The organism is Christiangramia lutea (genome assembly GCF_022489035.1).
GTDB lineage: Bacteria > Bacteroidota > Bacteroidia > Flavobacteriales > Flavobacteriaceae > Christiangramia > Christiangramia lutea.
This window is the reverse complement of record NZ_JAKVTV010000001.1, coordinates 1,333,257-1,355,653: the sequence shown is the minus strand read 5'-3', so window position 1 is coordinate 1,355,653 and position 22,397 is coordinate 1,333,257. Positions and strand designations below refer to the sequence as shown.

Below are 22,397 nucleotides of genomic sequence, written 5' to 3'. Positions count from 1 at the left end.
TATATTCTAATTTTCTTATTTTCCAGCTGCACAACTTTGGATACGACCTTTATCCTTATTTGTAATAAAGCCTTCTTTTCTCCAGTCATTGGTAAGTTTAGCAACTGTCTTAACAAACTGGCCCTGATTTTTTGCCTCAGCATATGCCTCAGAAATCACATCGGCCATAGTTACACCGCAAGTTGAGGTAACAAGATTCGCCACACCACTATCACATCCATTGATCACAATGGTTTCGCTTGTATCTGAATTAGCAAAAGCGTCATCTTCGTTCAAACATCCATCACCATCAATATCATCATCACAGGCATCACCCAAACCATCTCCATCAAAATCTGCCTGGTCGCTATTTTCGGTAAGGCTACAGTTATCTTCTGAATCTAAGACTCCGTCATTATCATCATCTTCGTCACACACATCTCCCATTCCGTCACCATCGGTATCCAGTTGATCTGGATTTGGTACTGCAGGACAGTTATCATCCTCATCATTAATTCCATCGCCATCTGTGTCTGCAACCTTGAAACAGGCTCCAAAGCTTACATTATCAATTCCAGGAGTACCTCTAGCATCAGAATAAATTTTCACATAAGTAATTTTTTCTTCTGCTTCAATTCCTACATAGGTTCCCCCAAGAAGTTGGGAACTTCGAACAACAGAACCGATTAATCCAGATTCTCCATAGGCCTCAATAGTAAAACTTTTAAAGCCGTTAAAGTTTATGTTGTATAATTCGAATCCTACATAATTTACATCTGAACTGAATTCAATTACAAGATCATCTGTAGTAGCAATAGCCAGAACCTTATCTATCGCAGGCTGTGCCGGTGCGAAATTGGCAATTAACAACTGACTATTTTCAGATTTGAAGTTTAATCCTTCTTCTATGCTGCCTTCCGAAAATATTGCATTGGAAGTTGCAGAGTTAAGATGGCCGGAAAAAGGAACAAAATTGAATGCGTCTGCCTTGTCAAAATTCTCAAGTTTCATATTTTCACATAAAGCAGAGAATGATTTTTCATCATCGTATGCAATTAGAGCACCAGAAGCTTCAGCGTTCTTATTAGAATTTAGCGTAGGTAAGGTTTTAGCCTTTTTATTGAAAATCTGAAAGATCTCATTATCGCTAATCCCATTTTCTTTCATATCAATAAGGTCCTCAATACTAAAATCCTTCATTTCTGAGGCTTCAGGATTTGGCATCGAATCTTCTTTCTGACAGCTGGTAAAGGAAAGGCCACATGCAAGGAGCATGCAGAATAGATAATTTTTTTTCATTTGGTTAGTTATTAGGTTAATATTCAATTTAGAAATTGGAAAAAAATTAAAGTGTTATGAAACTAAAGTAATAAAAATATCGATATATCACGTATTTTTTCGTTAAACAGCATTTTTCCACTCACTGAATATCAGATAATTACTCAAAACACCTACAGGAAATCTTTATTAAAAGATATTTAAAGCAACTTATAAGAATATGGGAAAAGCCTGCATTCTGTATTTAAAACCACATAAAAAAAACCCGGCTCTATAATAGAGCCGGGTTAAAAAGAATGGAATTTAAATCAAACTAATTTTTTACAATCTTTTTTACAGAACGGGCATTCTCAGTAGTTATTTCTACAAAGTATATTTCCGGACTAAGGTTGGCCACTGGCACTTCGATCATCGAATCTGATCCTTCAGACTGAGAAGTCTTAACCAGGGCTCCAAGTGTATTATAAAATTTGATGCTCATCTTTTCCATGACAGGGCTGTACATTTTAATGTACATCACCTCGTTAACAGGGTTTGGATGAACTTTCCAGCTTTCTTCAAGATCACTGTCTTTGGTAACCTTGTTTACTACAAGTACATCAAAAGTGGTAGTGATCTCTCCTCCTCTTCCGTCAACACCCTGAAGGGTTATGGTAGAGGTACCTAGAGCAGATGGGCTAACCAGCATGTTATTATCGTTCACGAAGATCTCAACCACTCCATTACTTGCGGTAGGAGTCAATGTAGTTACCTGGTCTCCATCTGGATCGATAAATACTGAATTCAGATCCAGACGATATTGCCCGGTGTAAAGGTTAAGAGTCTGGTCTGCGATCAGGTTAGCTTCAGGAGCCCTGTTCACATCGATCACCTCAACCTTGATAGTAGAAGTTCCTTCGATTCCATTCTCATCTTCTAGAATCACATCAAAGGTATGGAAACCAGCATCCTCAAAATCTGGGCTGAATGAGAAGTCTACCATTCCTTCGGCGAAGTTAATTTCAGTCTTAGGATTGCTTTCTGCCATTCTGGCTCCGGCAACCACATCTCCTTCAAGATCTGAAGTAGAAAGGCTTATATTAAGCGTTTCGTTCTCATTCACATAGTACATGTCATCAACAACAAGATCTGGCGCCTGGTTAATATCCAGGGTAACCGGAATACTTACGAACTCCCTATCTGGGTCGTTAGATTCGATAGTAAGCATCGCATAGTTATTTGGCTGAGTAGCTCTTGCAGGATGTAACTCTATATTGGTATCTAAACTACCTCCTGCAGGTATATCACCATTCGCTTCACCGGTAATTGATAACCAGTTCTTTTCAGCAACTTCAACTTCAGCCGCACGAACCATCCAACCAGAGTCGGCTAATCCAGCACCGTCAATGTCCCACCAGAAACCACCACTATAATATTTGAATCGGTTACTTTGGTGTGCATCTACATAGGCTACCCCCTGAGGGAAGCCGGCTCCGAGTGGATAGGTTATTACCACATAGAATTTCTCATAAGGATTCAGCTCTACCGTTTCACCCAAATCCAGAGTAATTAGCTCTCCATCTCCATTTTCTTCCTCTGCGACATAACTTAATGTTTCTTTATAAAGTACATCTGCATTTTCAATATTATCACCAACTCGAATTTCAACTTTCAAATCAGATTCCAGCCACTCTCCCCAGGCATACCAGGTTTGAATGTGCGAAAGATTGAATCCTGTTTCAGGTGCCACGAACCTCGTAGAGCTTGTAAACTCACTAGTTCCGTTAAATCCAACAGAAGTCCACGGATTATCCTTGTTATCATGATTAAGAACCGTTGCAAATTCTTCATCAAGTTGCGTGATCAAATTATTCGGCTCAAAGTCTAAATCATGACGTAACAATATGGCATCGCTATCTGAATCTTGCGGTGCTGCTGCTGGCATCACATCACTTCTAAGGTAATTCATTCCAATAGTATATACCAGTGGAGACTGTCCTTCAGCATTCCCCAGATTAAGGGTATGCGTATATACATCATCATTAAATGCTAAGTGATAGATTTCCTCGCTGTTCACCGTAAATGTTGGAGGCAATTTAAAATCTGCCTTAACAAGCATTTCCTCGGTAGTCCCATAATCGGTATCAACAAGAACTTTATTGGTATAATCTGAATCTGGACCATCAGGACTCACAGTTAATCTGAAAGTCTCAGATTCGAATCCGGGTTCAATTGTGAATTCATCGGTAGGTCTAACCGGAACCCATTGCCACCCCCATCTGATGTTATAGATAAGCTGGTCTAGCTGTGCCGTTGAACCATCTTCGGTTCTAAGATTATGAACTGTAAAAGTCTTCTTTCCTGTATTTTTAAACGCCACATCGGCTAGGTAAGCTGCATCTGGTCTAACCATTTTTTCGCCCAGGTCCAGCGTATCCGGAATAAAGACCAGTTTTGCTTCGCCAGCTACTTCTAGATCGATAGGTACGGTTACTTCAGGAGTTAACGGCGTATTATTGATCACTTTCAATGACTCCTCATAGGTGCCTGCATTGGTGCCCATTGTATTAAAAGTAAGATCATATTCTCTGGATTCACCTGCTTCTAAGGTTTCTTTAACCGCAGGACTGAACTCTACTGCAACTCCATTGGCCAGATAATCCTGGTAATAGGCAATTTGGGTTCCATCAGCTCCATTTTTACTCTCAATTCCAATTAAACCATAAAAGGCTCTGATTGGCAGATTTGGATCATGCTTATATTGAAACTTAATCTTTCCGTTTTTGTAAAGTATTGCCTGGATACTAAATTCACTACCAATGTAGAAAAGGTTATTATATCCTCTCCATTCGAATACCACCTTGTCTTCAAAGGCCTTCATATATCTTCCCCACTGATCTTCCGGAAGGCTGGTATTTGGTCCACCGGCAGCGAAATAAGGAGCGATAAAGTTGTTTAACTCATCATCCTGCGGAACATTAGGAGGTGTAAAATAAGAACTTGACTCATCCTCGATTTCATCAAAGCTTAAGATACCCTGGGTACCCATCCAGATCTTACCATATTTTTCCTGGTAGAATTCGAATTCAAATGGAAGATCAAGAACTTCCCAATTATCACCCTCAGATAGATAAAATTGTACTTTATCTTCTTCCTCCAGTTTAATCCACTGGGCGTTAGGCTTCATGGTTTCATCATAGGTAGAACGGTGTACATAGGTGAATTCTGGAACGTTGTTCTGGGCAGCTGGCTCCTGAACGGTCACGTGCTCACTTGCCGCAATAGCGTATTCCAGTGTAGATTCTCCGGTATTTGTAACCTTAAATGCTTTTACCAGTTCCTCATCTGAATTCATCATTTCTGAATACGCAGTCTCTACTACCTCAATGCCAGGTGCTTTCACAATAGTTCCTTTAAAACTTACTTCATAAGTCTCATCGGCAGCATCTGTAATAACAAGAGTATCGTTAACAGGTCCACGATCTGCGGTATTCAAAGTATATTCAACATACAGGGTTTGATTTGGTTCAATAACCATACTGGTCTCACCATCATAATTCAACTGACCGTTTGTAAAGCTAATATCGTCTATACTTATTTGCTTGGATCCATCATTCTTTACACCAATGATACCTCTAACCTCTGAAGTCTGGAAAACTTCTCCAAAATCTACTTCAGTTTCACTTAATACCAGTTTGGATTCCCCACCGTCAACAACGTTGATATTTACTTCGATAGGGAAAGAACTGTTAAATGGATCATTAGAAAGAACTGAAATATATTCCTTGTGCGTTCCTTCTATCAATTTCTCTCCGTCCAGACTAATAGTGATTTCCTTGGAATCACCAGGCTGGATCATTCCTTTTGCTTCTTCCACTTTTCCAATTAATCCCAGACCCGGACTGTGGATATGAACAATCTGGCCCGGTTGCATAGGTAAAAGAACATTGTCTGAACTGGAATTAACTATAATTCCGTCATTCTTCGACTGATTCTCGATAGCAGCATAGAATGTTCTCAACTGATAGGAAAACAATCCTTCGAACTTATCGTAAATGAACTTAATATCACCATTGTTATAAAGTTCTATCTGGAAGGTAATAGCTACATTATCCCTATCATTAGCATGCCTAACATTAGAATACTGAAGAATGAACTTTCCTTGTTCACGCAGGTAATGAATACTTCCACCTTTGGCAACAGCCCATTCTCTGTTTAAGGCTGAAATGTATCCTTCTGGCATATGTTTGCCATGAAACTGGGAAGAGGTATTAAAATTACCGTCCTCTCCTAAAGTTAGCATTCCACGCTTGGTAATGTAAAGCGAATTAACTGAGTTACCGAAATATGGAAAATCAAAACCTAAATCAACCTCGAAAAATTCACTAAATGAATTGGTAATGAAAAATTCAGTTACTTCTGTACCTGAGGTAGAAATATCATTGAATTCATAGCCATCATATGGCATTTTCTCCATAACATATGGAAATCGCTGGACGTTTTCCGGCAGGTTTTCAATATGACTTACATCATCTGCAAAAGCCGGGAAACCATATTGTAACGGATATTTTCCGGTATTTTTAAGCGTAATGCTTGCCTGTGCATTTTCTCCAACACTTAAATCGGAAAAATTCACTACGGCAGGATCAGCTTCGATTTGGGCAGGCTCTGTTCCTACTCCAAACACATTAAAGGTATGCACATCCCCATTATAACTGGTAAGGGTAATCTCTGCATTTTCGTTCCCAACCCCAGAAGGTGTATAGGTTATAGACATGCTAGCCTCATTCTTCGCCGCTACATTCAAAGACCATACAGAAGTATTAACCACGAAATTAGGGCTGGAAGAAGTAATAGACTGCGTTCTGAACCTTCCTAAACCAGTATTCTGAATGGTCATTTCCTTCGTAGAGGAAAGTCCGTTAAAAACACTTCCGAAGTCAAGAATGTTATTAGTAGAGAGCACAGGTTTATGGCCTGTAACTTTGACTTCTGCGGGTACTCTGTGAATAGGAGTATCTGAATCGTTGGAATTGATCACGATATTAGACTTGTAATTACCATTGATCAACTGGCTTGCATCAACCGCCACTTCCATATCCAACTCACCTTCACCCAGGATTTGTCCTTCATTAGGGGTAAGGTTCACATATTTGTAAAGGGGTTCGATCTGGCTTAAGGCCGTAACAGCCCAAACAAACTGATCGTTATCCATGGCGCCAGCGAGTGGAACCCAGGTTTCTCCAAGATCAAAACTCATCAAGGCCTTATCAGAATGTTCCGGGCTAAGTTCCGGACCTACACCAAGCGGATATAAATTTCCTGCCGGAACATGAATAACGATCCAGAAAGTTTCTCCCTGTTCGAAAAACAACTGTTCGTTCAAACTATTGGTATGAAACCTGGAATCATTTTCATCCCGACCTCTAAACTGATCATCTGAGTAGATAAGATTATCTTCTTTTATCTCTTCTCCTTTATAGATCTCCAGAACTGCCGGACCATCTTCCTGATCAAGGTTTAAATAGGCCTTTACCGAAGTTAGGTTGAAGCCATCTGGTTCCTCCACGGTAAATCGTGTTGCCGAAGAGTTCGTCGCGGTAGTATCAATTTCTCCGATAATATAAATTGGATTGCTACCAAAAAATTTTTTCTCTGATGCCTCCCATGAATTTTGAACCGCCCCGCGAGTTTCGAATTTCTGAATAAGCTCTACCGGCTCCTTTTTCACAGTCAACTGGCTGGGGTTAATCGTAGTTCCTCTTGCCGGCAAGGCTGCACTGGTATACGATGGCGAATTAGAAACCTGCCTGGTTTCAGCATTCCAATTAAGAATTCCTGATTGTTTATTCAGGATTTTGATGGTATCCAGGGCATTTGTATCTACCTGGGTATCTATTTCAAAATTTAGGTTTGCCAGGTCGGTGGCAATATCTGGTCCCTGATTGGTAGTTGCCTCCACCACGTTAGACATCGCCGAGGCATTTTCCCATCTATCTATTGCTACGATAGAGAAATAGTAGGTAGTTTCGAAATCAAGGTCTTCCACAGTAGTTTCGATAAGGTCTCCTACCTCTCTGAAATCGTTCTTAATCGTCATTTCAGAAGCCTCAGACATGTCGGTATTTTTAGACCACATTAATCTATATGCGTAAGGAGTTAGATCTCCGGCATCTGTGGGTACTGTGAAATTCAGGGTAGCAAAATCTTCTGAAGTCCCCAAAAGGCTAAGATCACTAATAGTAGCCGGAGCCTGTTCGTCGTTGGGAGCTAGTGCCAGGTAAGCATCCATGAAGCCCAGTCCAAGTTTCCCTTTAAAATCGGGATTATAAGATTCTATTTCACGAACTCCTGTAAATAGTCTTTTTTTCAGGTCTTCATTAGTGAAAGTTTCCGAACCATACTTAGAAATAACAAGAGCAGCAATACCAGAGGCATGAGGCGTAGCCATGGAAGTACCCTGCATATAACCATAGCGGTTATCTGGCAAGGTGCTCAAAACCTGACTCTTACTCCCCTGTCTTACGTTTCCACCAGTAGTTGTAAGATCTACCCAGCTTCCATAATTGGAATAATCGGCCTTTGCATAATTTGTTCCGGTAGATGCAATGGCTATTGTTTGGTCGTAGTAACTAGGATAGTGAATTTCATCCTTCCCATTGTTTCCTGCGGCAAATAGCACAACTCCTCCTTTCATTGGGCTTCCAGGATAATGCCCTGCTTCTTCGATAAAATAATCGATGGCGTCAAGTACTGCCTGCTCAAATGCACCTGCAGACTGATATCCCCAGGAATTTTGAGAAATAACAGCACCATTATCTGCACCATATACGATGGCAGGTGCAAAGCTTCCTGACCCGTTATTGCTAAATACCTGGGCAGAAATTATTTTAACCCCGTCTCCGTTACCAGATCCACCTGCAACGCCGGCTACACCTTTTCCGTTGTTGCTGGTGGCAGCTACCGTTCCGGCAACGTGAGTTCCATGGTCCTGATCTGTGATCTCTCCCTGGTTCTCAGCGAAGTTATATCCATATATATCGTCGATATACCCGTTAAAGTCATCATCTTCTCCTGGTATACCGTTCAATTCTGCGGTATTTATCCACATATTATCTTTAAGATCTTCATGATCTGTATCTACACCACCATCAACCACGGCAACAATCACATTGGATGTACCCATGCTAATGTCCCAAGCCTTGGGCGCATTGATATCAGATCCAGCAACCGAGCCTTCCAGGCTTGCATCATTGGAAAGATGCCATTGATCCTGAAGATATGGGTCATTTGTAACCGTTTCCATAGTTGGTGCAGCAGGATTTTCTGCCAGGGTTACTCCAGATGTATTCACCGATTTTTGACGGATGGGCTCTGCCGTAATGATATATTCATTTCCGCCATATTCTCTTGCCACAGCCTCCATATTGGCCTCGGTTTGAACATTTATTTCATACCAAAGGTGAAGACCATGCTTTATATGTTTTTCCTCATTTTTTCCGGCATGTGGGAAAAGACGACGCATTTTGGAGGCTGAATACCTTGCACTGATTTTATCAAAACTGCTTAGCCCTGTTTTCAGAACTCCATTGGCAGAAGCCTTGTTCAAGTCTTTAACGACCAATTCTACCTTATCCGGTTTAATTTTAATCCGGACTTTTCCCGGCACAAAATCGCTGTTTTGAGCCATTAGATTTAAAGAACCGGCTAGCCATAACATCATTGTTAGGATTCCCAGTTTTTTAAAGAACTGTGTAATTTTATTCATTATTTTATTTTTAGTTGTAATACTCTTATCATGATTAACCTCAGCCTCAAACTCAGGTAACTCTTTGCTCTTCAGTACATTTAACATAGACTGAAGTGCCTTTCGCTGAGAGGCATTTCGGTTGAGCCAGCTGTCCACGCTTTCGTTATCCAGCTTCTTCATTCCTTCTATTTGGTTTCAGCTACTTCTACTTCAGCATCATCAATGACCTCACTACTACTTCTATTATGATTCCCAAAAGCATAACTAAGAGAAAATCGAAGTGTATTTTCTAAAGGACTGGCAACATCTGAAGTGTTGAACAGGTAAGAAAGGTCAAGCCTTGCGCTTTTAAAGGAAACTCCTCCTCCAACGGTGGCGAACTGTCTGTTTCCGACAGATTCAGCCTCATGGAAATATCCGGTACGCAAAGCGAAAACATTATTGTACTTGTATTCTGCACCAAGTGCATAAACCAAAGATCCAAAATCACTGTCTTTAACCAGTAGAGAATTGATCTCAACGTTGGCAGCAATGGAATTCTTTGGATCCATTAGAAGTTCGTAACCAGAACCTAGTTTAAGGTTGGTAGGCATTTGAGATTTAGGTCCATTTTCTACAAGCTCTACGTTGAATCCTATATTGCTTAAGGCCATTCCTGCACGCCAGATACCCTGGTTCTTCCCTAATTTCATCAGGTCTGACTGGTAATAGGCTCCAACATCTGCTACGAAAGTGTTCAGGTCTGAACCTTCGTCTGCCAGGGCATAATCTGACCGTACGTACCTTCCGGTTACTGCCGTAGAAAAGTTCTCGCTAAGCTTCAAGGAATAACTTCCGTCGATAGCAACCTCGTATGGGTTCTGACTTCCCATGCTGTTACCGGTAGCATCAGACAGTTCCATAGACCCATAGGAAAAATAACGCATTCCTACTCCCCAGGTACTTCTCTCATTTATTCTTCTGGCGAAAGAAAAGCTTCCCAGAAATACATCATTGGTTAGATTCCTCAACCAAGGAGTGTAATTTAATCCCAGGATCATATCACCCTCCATGAAGGCATATTTTGAAGGATTAAAGAATTGAGAGTAAGCATCTGTAGACGTTGCAACTCCCATATCTGCCATTCCTCCACTTCGGGCATCTGGTACGATTAAAAGAAAGGGTGCGGCCGTAGGTTGCCCCCCAGAACTCTCCTGCGCAAATCCTACCTTCATGCTTAAAGGTATCAGGAGAAAGAAAAATAATATTTTTTTCATTTGAGTTTAGTTTTTAGCGCTTTTTGCATAGCACCGGTTATTGATTTCTCAAATGAAAAAATATTGTTAAGACAACTTTAAATTTTGGCGTAACAAAATCTATACAGGCCTCATAATTAGTGTTACAATACCTATACAATAAGACTCATCTGTCTTATCTACAGTATTTTAACTCACAAACTGTTCAGGAATGTGATAAGGTTAGTTTCTGAATTGGTAATACCTAATTTCTTACGCAATCTGTATCTGCCAACGTCAATAGTTCGGATACTTTGACCGGTTAAAGAGGAGATCTCCTTGGAGGAAAGTTTGAGCTTGGTGAAGGCTGCCAGTTTCAATTCGTTTGGCGTTAGCTGGTAATTGGATGATAGCTTCTCGTAAAACTCGGAATGAACTTCCTGGAAGTACAAATCGAATTCGTCCCAGGATTCCTTGTTATGAGAATGCTTTAATTCCCGGATGATCGAGGTAATGTTTTTATCGGTTTGGGTTTTGGTTAGTTTTTTGGTTTCCCGCAGTTTTTCAATCAAACCCGAGATCATCTCATTCTTTTGGAGGAGGAACATCAGGTTAGACATCAGTTTTTTATTCTTATAATCCAGTTCCTGATTTAAAAGGTGTTTTTCTTTCCTGATGTTTTCAGTTTTTAATTGCTGCTGCCTGGTTTTGATAGTCTGAAGCCGGTATAAGATAAATGCTATAATTAGCAATAGCACCAATAACCCAAATATGAACTTGTATACGGTCTCACGGTATTCACGGTTCTTCTCCTCGATCTGCTTTTCGAGCTCATATTCATATTTTGCTTTCAGCCTTTCCTGGTTCTTGATACTTTCTTCGTCAAAAACCGCCGCACGGGAATCCATTTCCAGCCGCTGAATTTCAAAGGCTTTTTGATAATCGCCTTTTTGGTAATAAATCTGTTTTAGAGCTTCGGTGTTCTCAATATTTTGCTTTTCATAGCCCATTTGCATTGATCGCTCCAGGGATCTTCTTAAATACACCTCTGCTTCTTCCGGCTTACCAAGAATTAGTAAAATGCCACCAATATGCGTCTGTGATTGAGTAATCCCAAGCGTTAAGTTAGCCTCCTCTCTAATTTTCAATGCCTTTTTATGCCAATCCAGAGCTTTTGGGTAATTCTCCCTTTTCACTTCCAAAGACCCCATATTACTAAATGCATTGGCCAAATTGTATGGCTCATTTAACTTTTTAGAAAGGGAGATGGATCTATGATAGAGTTCTTCGGCCGCATCATACATACCAAGGTTTTCATTGGCAATACCTTCATTATTATAAATTACGCAGTATGGCAGTAAATTTACCTTTGAAGAATCGGTCACGCTATGATTTTCCCGGATATTCTCAAAGCGCTCCAGTGCTTTTTGATATTCTTCGGAATCGAGATAGATGTTCGCAATACTAATCTCGGCATATAGTTTAAACTGAACGTCCTCACCAAGCTGAGAAGCTTCAGCTATTTTCAGGTAAGTTTCCAGAGCCCTGTCTGACTGTCCCTGCGTGAGGTACACATTACCCATGTCCAGCATTACACGAAATCGCTTTTTAGAATAATCATTTTCCGTCAGGAAAACTTCGAGCTTTTGGTAATAGTATAAAGCTGAATCCAGGTTAGTCTCCCTTAATTGAGTAGCTTTTTGGTAGAATTGTGAGTAATAAAGGCTATCGGCCGGAGTCAGTTTATCCTCTTGTGCAGAAGCACAAATACTTATTAAGAAAAATAAGTATAAAATTTTCCTCATTGCTTAAAATCTGCTAGCGCTCTTTTGAAACAAATTTTGATCTTATTCACATTTTATCGCGGGCAAAAATAGAATTTTTGATCTATTATCTTGATTCTAAAGATATTTTTCGGAAGACAATTCTGGTTAATGAATCAAAAATTTCGGAAAACCTCTAGTTTTAAATGATTAATGGAGAATCCGGGAATAGTTTCTCTAAATAACAATTTTGAAGATTAGCTGGAAAGTGAGAAAATTCCTTAAGATTACTAAAATAAAAAGCTCCTGCAGGCAGGAGCTTTAACTATTTTTCAGGTTTCTATTATTACATATCACCAACTTTCACCCGGTGTTCCATATCTATATCTTCAACCACATCTCTCCACTCTTCAAGGAATAGTCTCCAGGAACCTTTACCATTGATCTCCTCGTAGGTGTCCACCAGTTTACTATCGTTCTCCATATCTGCGAACTTATCATATCCCCAAACCAGACCAACATCGGCACCGCCTTTGCGACTCACTTCAGAATCGAACACTAGCATACTGCGGTTCCCCATCTTCTCAAAGGCTTTCTGAATTTTCTTCATCGATTCATCGAACCTGTATCCCTCCCAGGGTTTCAGGTATACCGCCCATACCTCGTATCTTTTTTGATTACGGAATTTATCCATTCCAGAAGAAAGCTCTTTATTAAGTGACCAGAGATCTACAGTACCATATTCCTCAACATACTCGCCTACTTTATCTTCCCAGTCACTGGAATGAGCATCGTCATTTGGTCGATTGTCCAGGGAAGCATAGGTTCCATTCATCACCCATACATACCAACCAGCTTTATTACCATATTCAACCCTTCTAAGCATGGACTGATTATCATTTCCTGAGGCATGAAATTTCTGGTTGTGGGCTGCTACGCCTTCTTCAAATTGCTTATTCATACCCGGTTTAGGTATCATATACATGGTTTCGTAAAGGGATTTGGGTTCACTGTCTTCCTGAGCATTAACCGAGGTAAAACATAAAAACCCCGCTAATACGCACATAATGTAGTTTTTCATAATCGAATCTATTTAGTTAAAGATTAGATTATATTAAGAATTTTTTTGGATTTACACCCCTATTTAATTGATTTATAGTTGTTTGACTCATTTCAACTGACCAACTACAACAATTTAAATTGAAAATTGGAACTATTAAGTACACCCTCGAAATCTTAGATAATTTAAAGATGAAGTGCTATCGGAAATAGAAGAGAATCAACCCTTAACTCTAAAAAAAAGCCTTCTTCCATCTCGATGGAAAAAGGCCTTTTCAAATGACGCTTTTAGGATATACCTACAAAATGCAATTTTTGATGAAAATTCACTTTTATCATTTTTAAAATATACTAATCTGGTGTAAATCTCTAGTAAGTTTCTTCCAATAAAGAGCTACTTGGAAACCAATACTAACTATAACCGGCCAGATAAGGAAGGGAAGATAAGGTTTTGGTTTTCTCGGTGGATTACTAGAACTGCCATCAAATAAATTATTTAAGATAATCAAAAGAATAATGGAGAATAGAAAAATCAAAATTGTGGTTTTATCTCTATCTACCTTAAAAATATAAGAATAGGATATAAATAAAATAATCGGCGGAATTATATTAATACCTGATTGAAGAGCTAAAAAATCAGCTGAATTTAAGCCAAAAATTCTAAGAAAGTTATAAACGGGATCCATCATATACAAACCTCCAAAATAACTTAGATAACTCCCAGCAATTGCTAGTATTAGAACAAAAATTGGATTAAATCGGTGTTCTTTAATGTTTAATAAGCTAAGAACTACCCCAAAAATTAGTGGGTAATAAATTAACGGTAGACGCATGAAATATACAATTGTAAAACAAATTGAGGTAAAAAATAGTTTTAAATAAATCATATAGTTAGAGTTCTCAATTACAAAGAATCATATCAATACTTTCATTACTTTCTATAGCTTCCTTTAATTTCGATTTTTCTATCGGTACTGCTAATTTGGATATGATCCTTGCTTCTCCTCCCTTACTTATAATCCATTCATGAACTTCCTCCAATAAATTAGACCAGGTAGCATAAGCAATATCGTAATAAGTTTTCTCTTGACATTCCTCACCTGTTGTATACCTTCCAATATACATTAAGAAATCATCTATTCTGGCTATATCCACTGCCCTCGTATAAAGCTCCAAATTTCTAAAGTATTCAGTAACGTAACATATTGACTATTCCCTGAGAAAGGCTGTGAATTAGAAAAAATGTTTTACTGCTAGTTTTCTAAATTCAACTTTGCCTTAATTTAGGTAATTAAAATATTTCTAGAAGGAAAGTAAGAAAAAGAGGCAACTTTTTATTTGTAGATAGGTCCCTTTAAAAATCCCTTTTTTAAGAAAAAACTTGACAATTTGACGAAAGCGAGAAATTAACGTCTAGCCTATAAAAACAAAAAAGCCTTCTTCCATCAAATGGAAAAAAGCTTTTCATTGGTTAACCAAATCCTCACAACATAGGATTATAACTCGGTTAACTACACATCCCAGTCTCCTGGGATAAACAACACAACTAATCATTAGTGCCAAAAAAAGCCCCCCTAATAAGAGAGGCTTTTTTGCAATTTTGCGGTCTGGACGAGACTCGAACTCGCGACCCCCTGCGTGACAGGCAGGTATTCTAACCAACTGAACTACCAGACCGTTGCGTTATTGCGAGGGCAAATATACGCCCCTTTTTAGATTCACCAAACCTTTTTTTAAAATTTTTCAAACTAATTTTTCATGCCTTATCCAAACTTTTGTTTTTCAAGTAAATATGCCGTCATAATATTGTCGAAATTTTTATTGATGTCTGCCTCCACATACTTAATTCGATACTTCGCACATTGCATTTTCAGATCTGCCAGGTATTTTTCTACCGCTTTTTTATAGTTTTCCCTGATATTATCTGAATAAAGGTCTACCTCAGCTCCCGTTTCCACATCAGTAAATCTCCTGGGGGTATTCTCAAAACTAAATTCCAATTCCTTTTTTTCATCCATCACATGAAAAAGGATCACTTCATGCCGGTTATATTTTAGATGCCTCAAAGCTTCAAATAAGCGTTCTTCATCGGCATCTGCCTGAAACATATCGGTAAAGAGGAAGATAAGTGACCTGCGCTTTAATTTCTCTGCGATCTGATGTAAAAAAGTGTAGGTATCAGTGCTCTTTTTTTTAACAGATGATCTTAAGATCTCATTCAACTTGTTCAACAACATATGGTGATGCCGCTCACTGGATTTCTCCGGCGCGTAGAACTCGAATTCATCACTATAGATACTAACACCTACAGCGTCCCTTTGTCGTTTTAAGATCTGCATTAAACAGGCCGATGCCAGAACCGAAAATCCAATCTTATTTAAAGAAGTGATATTTTGGACTTTTAATGCCGGATAATGCATCGAGGCGGAATTATCTAATATTAAGTGACACCTTAAATTGGTTTCCTCCTCATACCGCCTGGTATAGAGCTTATCGGTCTTGGCAAAAAGCTTCCAGTCTATATGCCGGGTACTCTCGCCGGTATTATAGATCTTATGTTCAGCAAATTCAGCTGAAAAGCCGTGAAACGGACTCCTGTGTATTCCAGAAATATAACCTTCCACCACCTGTTTAGCGAGGAGGTCAAGGTTTAAAAACCCGCCGGTTTCGTGAAGTTCTTTTTCAATATTCATAAGATGCCTTAAAGTAATTCAAGTTTATGAATAAAAAAAGCCCCGCAAATAGCGAGGCTCAATTTTTATATGATTTCAGTTATTATTACAATAACTGGTCTATTGCATCAGCATAAGTTTGTTTTGGAGCTACTCCAACCTGACGTCCTACAACTTCTCCATTTTGAAAAACAAGAACGGTAGGAATGTTTCTTACTCCATATTTAGCAGCAAATTCCTGGTTCGCATCAACATCAAGCTTACCAACAACGGCTTTCCCGTCATATTCAGTACTAATTTCATCGATGATTGGTCCAACCATTCTACAAGGTCCGCACCATGCAGCCCAAAAATCTACCATTACAGGCTTATCACTTTTAAGTACCTGTTCTTCAAAATTCGCGTCAGTTATTTCAACAGCCATAATATGTTATTTTTTTATTGTTTTTAATTTGATTCGTAAAAGTAGTCAATAAAATAAATATTCCTTACAACACCAATATTACATTTGACTATGAGCATATTGGTTCGTCTTATTTGGGGGCCTCCCCTCGCTTACGCGAGTGGTCGGGCTTTCGGCGCTACATGGTAGCTCGCCTCTATCCCTGGCCCAGATCATTTCCTTTTCATTGGAGATTCCGTCAAGCTGAACTTGTTTCAGCTTCTCAAGAAAAAAGATCCTGAAACTAGTTCAGGATAAGGAATTAGAGCTAGTTCAACTTATACATAAATTGTTCCTTCTCCAGCATTTCAATAAGTTCCTGGGAGATCTTGATCTTATGCTTTCTGCTAGGCATTCTCAGTTTTACCTGCTCCTTCATTTCATACACCACGAAATTCAGATGACAATCGCCTTTATGCGATAAAAATGTGTCTTTCAACCACTCTATTTTCTCATTCTTAAGATCATCAATATTCATCTGGATAGTCAGCTTTTTAGCATTCTTATCCATTATATCATGCAACAGGTTCATATCCCTGAACTGTATTCGTGGCTCACCTTTCTTCCCGGTATCCTTATTAGTCCAGCCTTCCTTTACAAAGGCTTTCATATGAATAAAGTTATTCGGAACAAAGAAATGTTTCATCTTCAAATACTCTTCCCCGAAGATCTTGAATTCATAAGATTCATCGTAATCTTCCACGGTAAAGATGGCCCAGCCTTTTCCATTTTTAGAAACCCTGTGTTGCACATCCACAACTACGCATCCAACGGTTAGCTCTCGATTCACAATTGTTTCCAGGTCTCTAAAATCTGAAAGTTTGCCGTTACAGAAATAATTCATCTCTATTTTGAAATCATCAAGCGGGTGACCAGAAATATAGATTCCTACTACTTCTTTTTCGCGGCGTAATTTCTCCATGGTCCCCCATTCATCACAAGGAGGAACTTCAGGCTCCGGGATCTGAACATCACTGGATTCACCGAAAAGGCTCACCTGTGATGAATTCTGATTCTCCTGAAACTTCTGAGCGTATTTAACCACCTTTTCCAGAAAGCTCATTCCGCTTCCATCATCATGGAAGTATTGAGCTCTATGTGTATTTCCAAACCCATCAAACCCTCCGGCTAATGCAAGATTTTCAAAGGCTTTTTTGTTGGCGGCCCTAAGGTCTATTCTTTTGGCCATATCGAAAATAGAACGATACGGACCTTCTTTTGTTTTTCTATTCTCTACGATCGTAGCCACAGCTCCGGCTCCAACTCCCTTGATCGCTCCCATTCCAAACCGAACTGCGTTGTCTTTATTTACCGAGAATTTATAGTAAGATTCATTCACATCAGGCCCAAGAACGTTAAGCTTCATACGTTTACATTCTTCCATGAAGAAAGTAACCTGCTTGATGTCGTTCATGTTATTCGAAAGCACCGCCGCCATGTATTCCGCAGGATAATGTGCTTTTAAGTAAGCTGTCTGGTAGGCAATCCAGGCATAACAGGTGGAGTGAGATTTATTAAAGGCATAAGAAGCAAAAGCCTCCCAGTCTTTCCAGATCTTCTCTAAAACTTCAGTAGGATGTCCTTTTTCCTCTCCCCCGCCAATAAATTTCGGTTTCAATTCTGCAAGAAGCGCAGCGATCTTTTTACCCATGGCTTTACGAAGCATATCGGCTTCACCCTTGGTAAATCCGGCAAGCTTCTGCGACAGAAGCATCACCTGCTCCTGGTAGACCGTAATCCCGTAGGTTTCTTCAAGATATTCTTCCATTTCCGGAAGGTCATAAGCGATCTCTTCCTCGCCGTGCTTCCGGGCAATGAAACTTGGTATATATTCCATTGGTCCAGGACGGTAAAGAGCATTCATGGCAATGAGGTCATCAAAAACCGTTGGTTTTAAAGACTGCATGTGCTTTTGCATTCCTGGAGATTCATACTGGAATATCCCAATGGTCTCACCTCTCTGGAATAATTTGTAGGTTTCCTCATCATCAAGCGGGAAACTATCCGGATCAAGATCAATATTATGTCTACCCTTTACGATCTTTACGGTATCCTTAATTAAGGTTAGCGTTTTAAGACCCAGGAAATCCATTTTTAATAGACCGGCGCTTTCCACTACCGAGTTATCGAACTGGGTGACATAAAGGTCGGAATCCTTAGCAACCGAAACCGGTACATAATTAGTAATATCACCCGGGGTAATGATCACCCCACAGGCATGTATTCCCGTATTTCGAACGGAACCTTCCAGAACTCGAGCCTGGTTAATGGTTTCCGCTTCCAGATCATCTCCTTCTGAAATATTGAAAAGCTCATTGATCTTTTCCACTTCATCTCCACGGAACTTAGACTTGATCGTCTTATCGTCCATCGCGAAAAGTTTTCCGAGTTTTGTGTTCGGGATAAGTTTCGCTATTCTATCAGCTTCCATTAAAGGAAGGTCTAGTACCCTGGCCGTATCGCGAATAGAAGATTTCGCGGCCATGGTACCATAAGTGATGATCTGAGCTACCTGATTAGCACCGTATTTCTTGATCACGTAATCCATAACCCGGCTTCGACCTTCATCATCAAAATCAATATCAATATCGGGCATACTCACACGGTCCGGATTCAGGAAACGCTCAAAAAGCAGATCATACTTCATAGGATCGATATTGGTGATCCAGAGACAGTAGGCTACCACAGATCCTGCAGCAGAACCACGTCCCGGCCCTACCGAAACGCCCATTTCCCGTGCAGCCCGGATAAAATCTTCCACAATAAGGAAGTAACCGGGATAACCGGTATTTTCAATTACTGATAATTCGAAGTTTAGACGTTCTTCTATTTCCGGGGTGATTTCAGGATAACGCTTTTTTGCACCTTCAAAAGTGATATGTTTTAAAAAAGCATTTTCCCCTCTTTTTCCGCCGTCAACCAGATCTTCTTCACTCTGAAATTCTTCCGGGATCTCAAAAGCTGGAAGTAATACATCCCTGGCAAGCTCAAAAGGCTCAATTTTATCAACGATCTCCTGGATATTCGAAATCGCATCAGGCAGATCCTTGAAAAGTTTCTTCATCTCGCTACCAGATTTGAAGTAATATTCTTCATTCGGCAGTCCGTACCTGTAACCACGACCACGACCTATTGGCGTCGCCTGCTTCTCCCCATCTTTCACACAAAGTAAAATATCGTGGGCATTGGCATCTTCCTGTTTCCAGTAATAAGTATTATTGGTCGCAACTATTTTTATATCATGCTTTTTAGAGAACTCTTCCAGGATAGGGTTTACCCTGTTTTCATCTTCCTGGTTGTGACGCATAATTTCTATGTAAAGATCCTCTCCAAATTCTGCTTTCCACCAAAACAATGCTTCTTCCGCCTGCTTTTCTCCAACATTCAGGATCTTACTTGGAACTTCTCCATAGAGATTCCCAGTGAGGACGATCACATCCTCTTTATATTTTTTTATGACTTCCTTATCTATACGCGGCACATAATAGAATCCATCTGTATAGGCCAGGGAAGACATTTTCGCCAGGTTATGGTAACCATTTTTATTCTTGGCTAACATCACCACCTGGTAACCATTATCCTTCCGGCTTTTGTCAGTATGATTTTCACACACGAAGAATTCACAACCTACGATGGCCTTTAATGGCTTTTTCAGGTCCTCACCATTTTCTTCCGCGGTCGCATTATGTTCTTTTATACTCTTATTATAGGTTCCAATTTCCTTTACAAAATGAAAGGCCCCCATCATGTTGGCATGATCGGTTAGCGCAACGGCATTCATATCTTCTTCTGCTGCCGCGGCAACAAGATCTGGGATACTTATAGTAGACTGTAATACTGAAAACTGTGAATGGTTATGCAAGTGTGCAAAAGGAACCTCATCCAGTTTTTCCAGATTCTCCTGGATTTCTTCCTTTGAGATATCATCTGAAGGCTGTTGTTTTTCCAGCCTTTTCCTGATCTTATCTGAAGCTTTTTTAAGGTTAATATGCTTCAACCCGATAAGTTCAATCCTATTTGGATTCTGCTCAGAGAAATTCTCAAAATAATCTGAAGGCACATCCAGCTCTTCTACAGTGTAGATTCTCTGCCTAACAAGTTCAAGAAAACAACGGGTAGTCGCTTCTACGTCGGCAGTAGCATTGTGAGCCTCTGCAAAGGCTTCGTCGAATAGGAATTCGTGTAATTCGGTTAAGGTTGGTAATTTGAATTTACCTCCACGACCTCCGGGGATCTTACACAACTCAGCAGTCTTTTCTGTACAGGTGTCAAGAACCGGCATTTCCTGCAAGGAATTATCAAAATCCCTCCTGATGAATTCTGCGCCCATAATATTAAGGTCAAAACCTACATTCTGACCTACGACGAACTTCGATTTTTGCAAAGCCGCATTGAACTTTTCCAAAACCTCATCAAGAGGAATTCCCTGCTCCTTGGCAAGGTCTGTAGAAATACCATGAATACGTTCAGAATCATAAGGAATATCAAAACCTTCCGGCTGCACCAGGTAATCCTGATTTTCCACCAGGTTCCCCATCTCGTCGTGCACCTGCCATGCGATCTGTATACATCGCGGCCAGTTATCAGAATCGGTTAAAGGAGCGTCCCAGCGCTTGGGAAGTCCGGTTGTTTCAGTATCAAAAATGAGGTACATTCCTTAGAGATTTTATGCCTTAATGAAGTAAAAATATGGTTTGCAAAATTAAACCATCCGGGCTAAAATAAGGAACATTATTCCTGAAATAAAACTTTGTTTTCAGGAATTATTAACCATAAAAAAAGCCTCACAAAATTCTGAAAAATCAGATAATTTGTGAGGCCTGATACGAACACTAAAAACTACTACTACTTCAATCAAACATTGCTCGCATCTTTGGGTATATGAATCCTTCAGTATCGTGTCATTGGGGTGATTTTCCCGAAAGATCTTTATAGTAGTAAATTATGCCTGGTTTTCCAGTGCTTTTACTTCGTTTAATGACGCTATGATCGCATTCTTCTGTTTCAATAAAATGTTGCCGGTAGAGGCAGGCAATTCAGATTCCTTCAAAATGTTCTCATATTCTTCAACTGCAGATTTCTCACCGCGAACGGCTTCTTCAAGAACTGCCTCATCTTTATCATTTGAAAGACTAGCTTTTAAATTCATCCAGGACCTATGTGCATCTCCCGCCAGGCTAGTACCTTTTTCGGGATTTTCACCAAAATTCCTTATTTCAGACTTTAATTCATGTCCGAAGTCATATCTTTCAGATGCTCGTTCAGAAAAGAAACTTTTTAGCCGCTCATTCTTAACTTTTTCAGCAGCAAGCTTATAACCTTTCTCTGCATCATAATTCTTTTGTAATAATTCGTTTAATTTTTCAGCAATTTGATTTGAATAACTCATGGATAATTTTCTTTTTCATTCAGGTAAAGATAAGGTCGACAACCTGCTCTAACAATCTATTTAACAGGGTTTAGCACTAATTAACCTCTTTTAACAGCAGACCTGTATTTTAACTAAAATTCTTCCTAAAGAACCTGCCAGAAGAGCCTGAACTACACATAATTAGCCTACAAAAAATTATATCGATAAAAAGTTGAAAATTAGAAAAATGTAGTATCTTTGCACACTTATTAATAACCGGGGTCGAGAACCCCAAAATTTAATTTTTATGCCAGTAAAATTAAGATTACAAAGACACGGTAAAAAAGGAAAACCTTTTTTCTGGATCGTTGCAGCGGATACCCGCGCAAAAAGAGATGGTAAATTTTTGGAGAAATTGGGAATCTATAACCCTAACACTAATCCAGCTACAATCGAACTTGATGTAGACGGAGCTGTTAAATGGTTACAAAACGGTGCCCAGCCAACTGATACCGCTCGCGCTATCCTTTCTTACAAAGGAGCCCTTCTTAAGAAACACCTTGCAGGTGGAGTGAGAAAAGGAGCTTTGACTGAAGAGCAGGCTGAAGAGAAATTCAAAGCATGGTTAGAGGAAAAAGAAGGAAAAGTAGATGCTAAAAAAGATTCTTTAGAAAAAGCTAAAGAAGCTGAAAAAGCGAAGGCTCTTGAAGCCGAAAAAGAAGTAAACGCTAAGCGTGAAGCTGAAGTAAAAGAAGCTGAAGAAGCAGAGGCTGTTGCAGCGGCTGAGGCTGAAGCTGCTACTGCAGAAGCGACAGATGAAGCTACTGTAGAAAATGCTGAAGAAGAAGTGGGCGCTGCTACCGCAGAAGAAGCTAAAACTGAAGACAAAAAAGACGCTTAAATAGCAACTC

General features: G+C 39.7%; 12 protein-coding genes and 1 tRNA gene. 1 reads left to right on the top strand and 12 read right to left on the bottom strand.

The window, feature by feature from the left end; translation table 11 throughout:
- Positions 1-15 precede the first annotated feature (15 nt).
- The 12 genes from ML462_RS16160 to ML462_RS06075 form a co-directional block, all read right to left on the bottom strand.
- Positions 16-1,278, bottom strand: coding sequence for a thrombospondin type 3 repeat-containing protein (locus ML462_RS16160; protein ID WP_423738466.1), 1,263 nt, complete (start codon positions 1,276-1,278; stop codon positions 16-18).
- A gap of 292 nt (positions 1,279-1,570) precedes the next feature.
- On the bottom strand, positions 1,571-9,166 hold the full coding sequence (locus ML462_RS06125; RefSeq protein WP_240712867.1) for a S8 family serine peptidase: 7,596 nt from the start codon (positions 9,164-9,166) through the stop codon (positions 1,571-1,573).
- 5 nt (positions 9,167-9,171) lie between these two features.
- On the bottom strand, positions 9,172-10,242 hold the full coding sequence (gene porV, locus ML462_RS06120; protein ID WP_240712866.1) for a type IX secretion system outer membrane channel protein PorV: 1,071 nt from the start codon (positions 10,240-10,242) through the stop codon (positions 9,172-9,174).
- Between the two features lie 173 nt (positions 10,243-10,415).
- Positions 10,416-12,005: a tetratricopeptide repeat protein gene (locus tag ML462_RS06115; RefSeq protein ID WP_240712865.1), complete on the bottom strand. Its 1,590-nt coding sequence runs from the start codon at positions 12,003-12,005 to the stop codon at positions 10,416-10,418.
- Between the two features lie 304 nt (positions 12,006-12,309).
- Positions 12,310-13,044, bottom strand: coding sequence for a hypothetical protein (locus ML462_RS06110; protein ID WP_240712864.1), 735 nt, complete (start codon positions 13,042-13,044; stop codon positions 12,310-12,312).
- A 319-nt stretch (positions 13,045-13,363) separates the two neighbouring features.
- On the bottom strand, positions 13,364-13,855 hold the full coding sequence (locus tag ML462_RS06105) for a hypothetical protein (RefSeq protein ID WP_240712863.1): 492 nt from the start codon (positions 13,853-13,855) through the stop codon (positions 13,364-13,366).
- Positions 13,856-13,922: 67 nt separating this feature from the next.
- Complete coding sequence (locus ML462_RS06100; protein ID WP_240712862.1) at positions 13,923-14,177, bottom strand: hypothetical protein; 255 nt, start codon at positions 14,175-14,177, stop codon at positions 13,923-13,925.
- 448 nt (positions 14,178-14,625) lie between these two features.
- Positions 14,626-14,699, bottom strand: a tRNA-Asp gene (locus ML462_RS06095).
- A gap of 86 nt (positions 14,700-14,785) precedes the next feature.
- Complete coding sequence (locus ML462_RS06090) at positions 14,786-15,715, bottom strand: DUF58 domain-containing protein (protein ID WP_240712861.1); 930 nt, start codon at positions 15,713-15,715, stop codon at positions 14,786-14,788.
- A gap of 85 nt (positions 15,716-15,800) precedes the next feature.
- Positions 15,801-16,118, bottom strand: coding sequence for a thioredoxin (gene trxA, locus ML462_RS06085; RefSeq protein WP_089666357.1), 318 nt, complete (start codon positions 16,116-16,118; stop codon positions 15,801-15,803).
- A 286-nt stretch (positions 16,119-16,404) separates the two neighbouring features.
- A complete protein-coding gene (gene dnaE, locus ML462_RS06080; protein WP_240712860.1) occupies positions 16,405-20,790 on the bottom strand; it encodes a DNA polymerase III subunit alpha in 4,386 nt (1,461 codons plus the stop codon).
- A gap of 288 nt (positions 20,791-21,078) precedes the next feature.
- A complete protein-coding gene (locus ML462_RS06075; RefSeq protein ID WP_240712859.1) occupies positions 21,079-21,525 on the bottom strand; it encodes a ferritin-like domain-containing protein in 447 nt (148 codons plus the stop codon).
- A 268-nt stretch (positions 21,526-21,793) separates the two neighbouring features.
- On the opposite strand from ML462_RS06075, the gene ML462_RS06070 reads away from it, so the two are divergent.
- The gene (locus tag ML462_RS06070; protein ID WP_240712858.1) at positions 21,794-22,387 is read left to right on the top strand and encodes a 30S ribosomal protein S16; all 594 of its coding nucleotides are present in this window, start codon (positions 21,794-21,796) and stop codon (positions 22,385-22,387) included.
- Positions 22,388-22,397 lie beyond the last annotated feature (10 nt).

What these genes read in the sequence shown, in the direction of transcription:
- ML462_RS06115 (WP_240712865.1), bottom strand. Translation starts at nt 12,005, where the DNA reads ATGAGGAAAATTTTATACTTATTTTTCTTAATAAGTATTTGTGCTTCT.
- dnaE (WP_240712860.1), bottom strand. Translation starts at nt 20,790, where the DNA reads ATGTACCTCATTTTTGATACTGAAACAACCGGACTTCCCAAGCGCTGG.
- porV (WP_240712866.1), bottom strand. Translation starts at nt 10,242, where the DNA reads ATGAAAAAAATATTATTTTTCTTTCTCCTGATACCTTTAAGCATGAAG.
- trxA (WP_089666357.1), bottom strand. Translation starts at nt 16,118, where the DNA reads ATGGCTGTTGAAATAACTGACGCGAATTTTGAAGAACAGGTACTTAAA.
- ML462_RS16160 (WP_423738466.1), bottom strand. Translation starts at nt 1,278, where the DNA reads ATGAAAAAAAATTATCTATTCTGCATGCTCCTTGCATGTGGCCTTTCC.
- ML462_RS06105 (WP_240712863.1), bottom strand. Translation starts at nt 13,855, where the DNA reads ATGCGTCTACCGTTAATTTATTACCCACTAATTTTTGGGGTAGTTCTT.
- ML462_RS06110 (WP_240712864.1), bottom strand. Translation starts at nt 13,044, where the DNA reads ATGAAAAACTACATTATGTGCGTATTAGCGGGGTTTTTATGTTTTACC.
- ML462_RS06125 (WP_240712867.1), bottom strand. Translation starts at nt 9,166, where the DNA reads ATGAAGAAGCTGGATAACGAAAGCGTGGACAGCTGGCTCAACCGAAAT.
- ML462_RS06070 (WP_240712858.1), top strand. Translation starts at nt 21,794, where the DNA reads ATGCCAGTAAAATTAAGATTACAAAGACACGGTAAAAAAGGAAAACCT.
- ML462_RS06090 (WP_240712861.1), bottom strand. Translation starts at nt 15,715, where the DNA reads ATGAATATTGAAAAAGAACTTCACGAAACCGGCGGGTTTTTAAACCTT.
- ML462_RS06075 (WP_240712859.1), bottom strand. Translation starts at nt 21,525, where the DNA reads ATGAGTTATTCAAATCAAATTGCTGAAAAATTAAACGAATTATTACAA.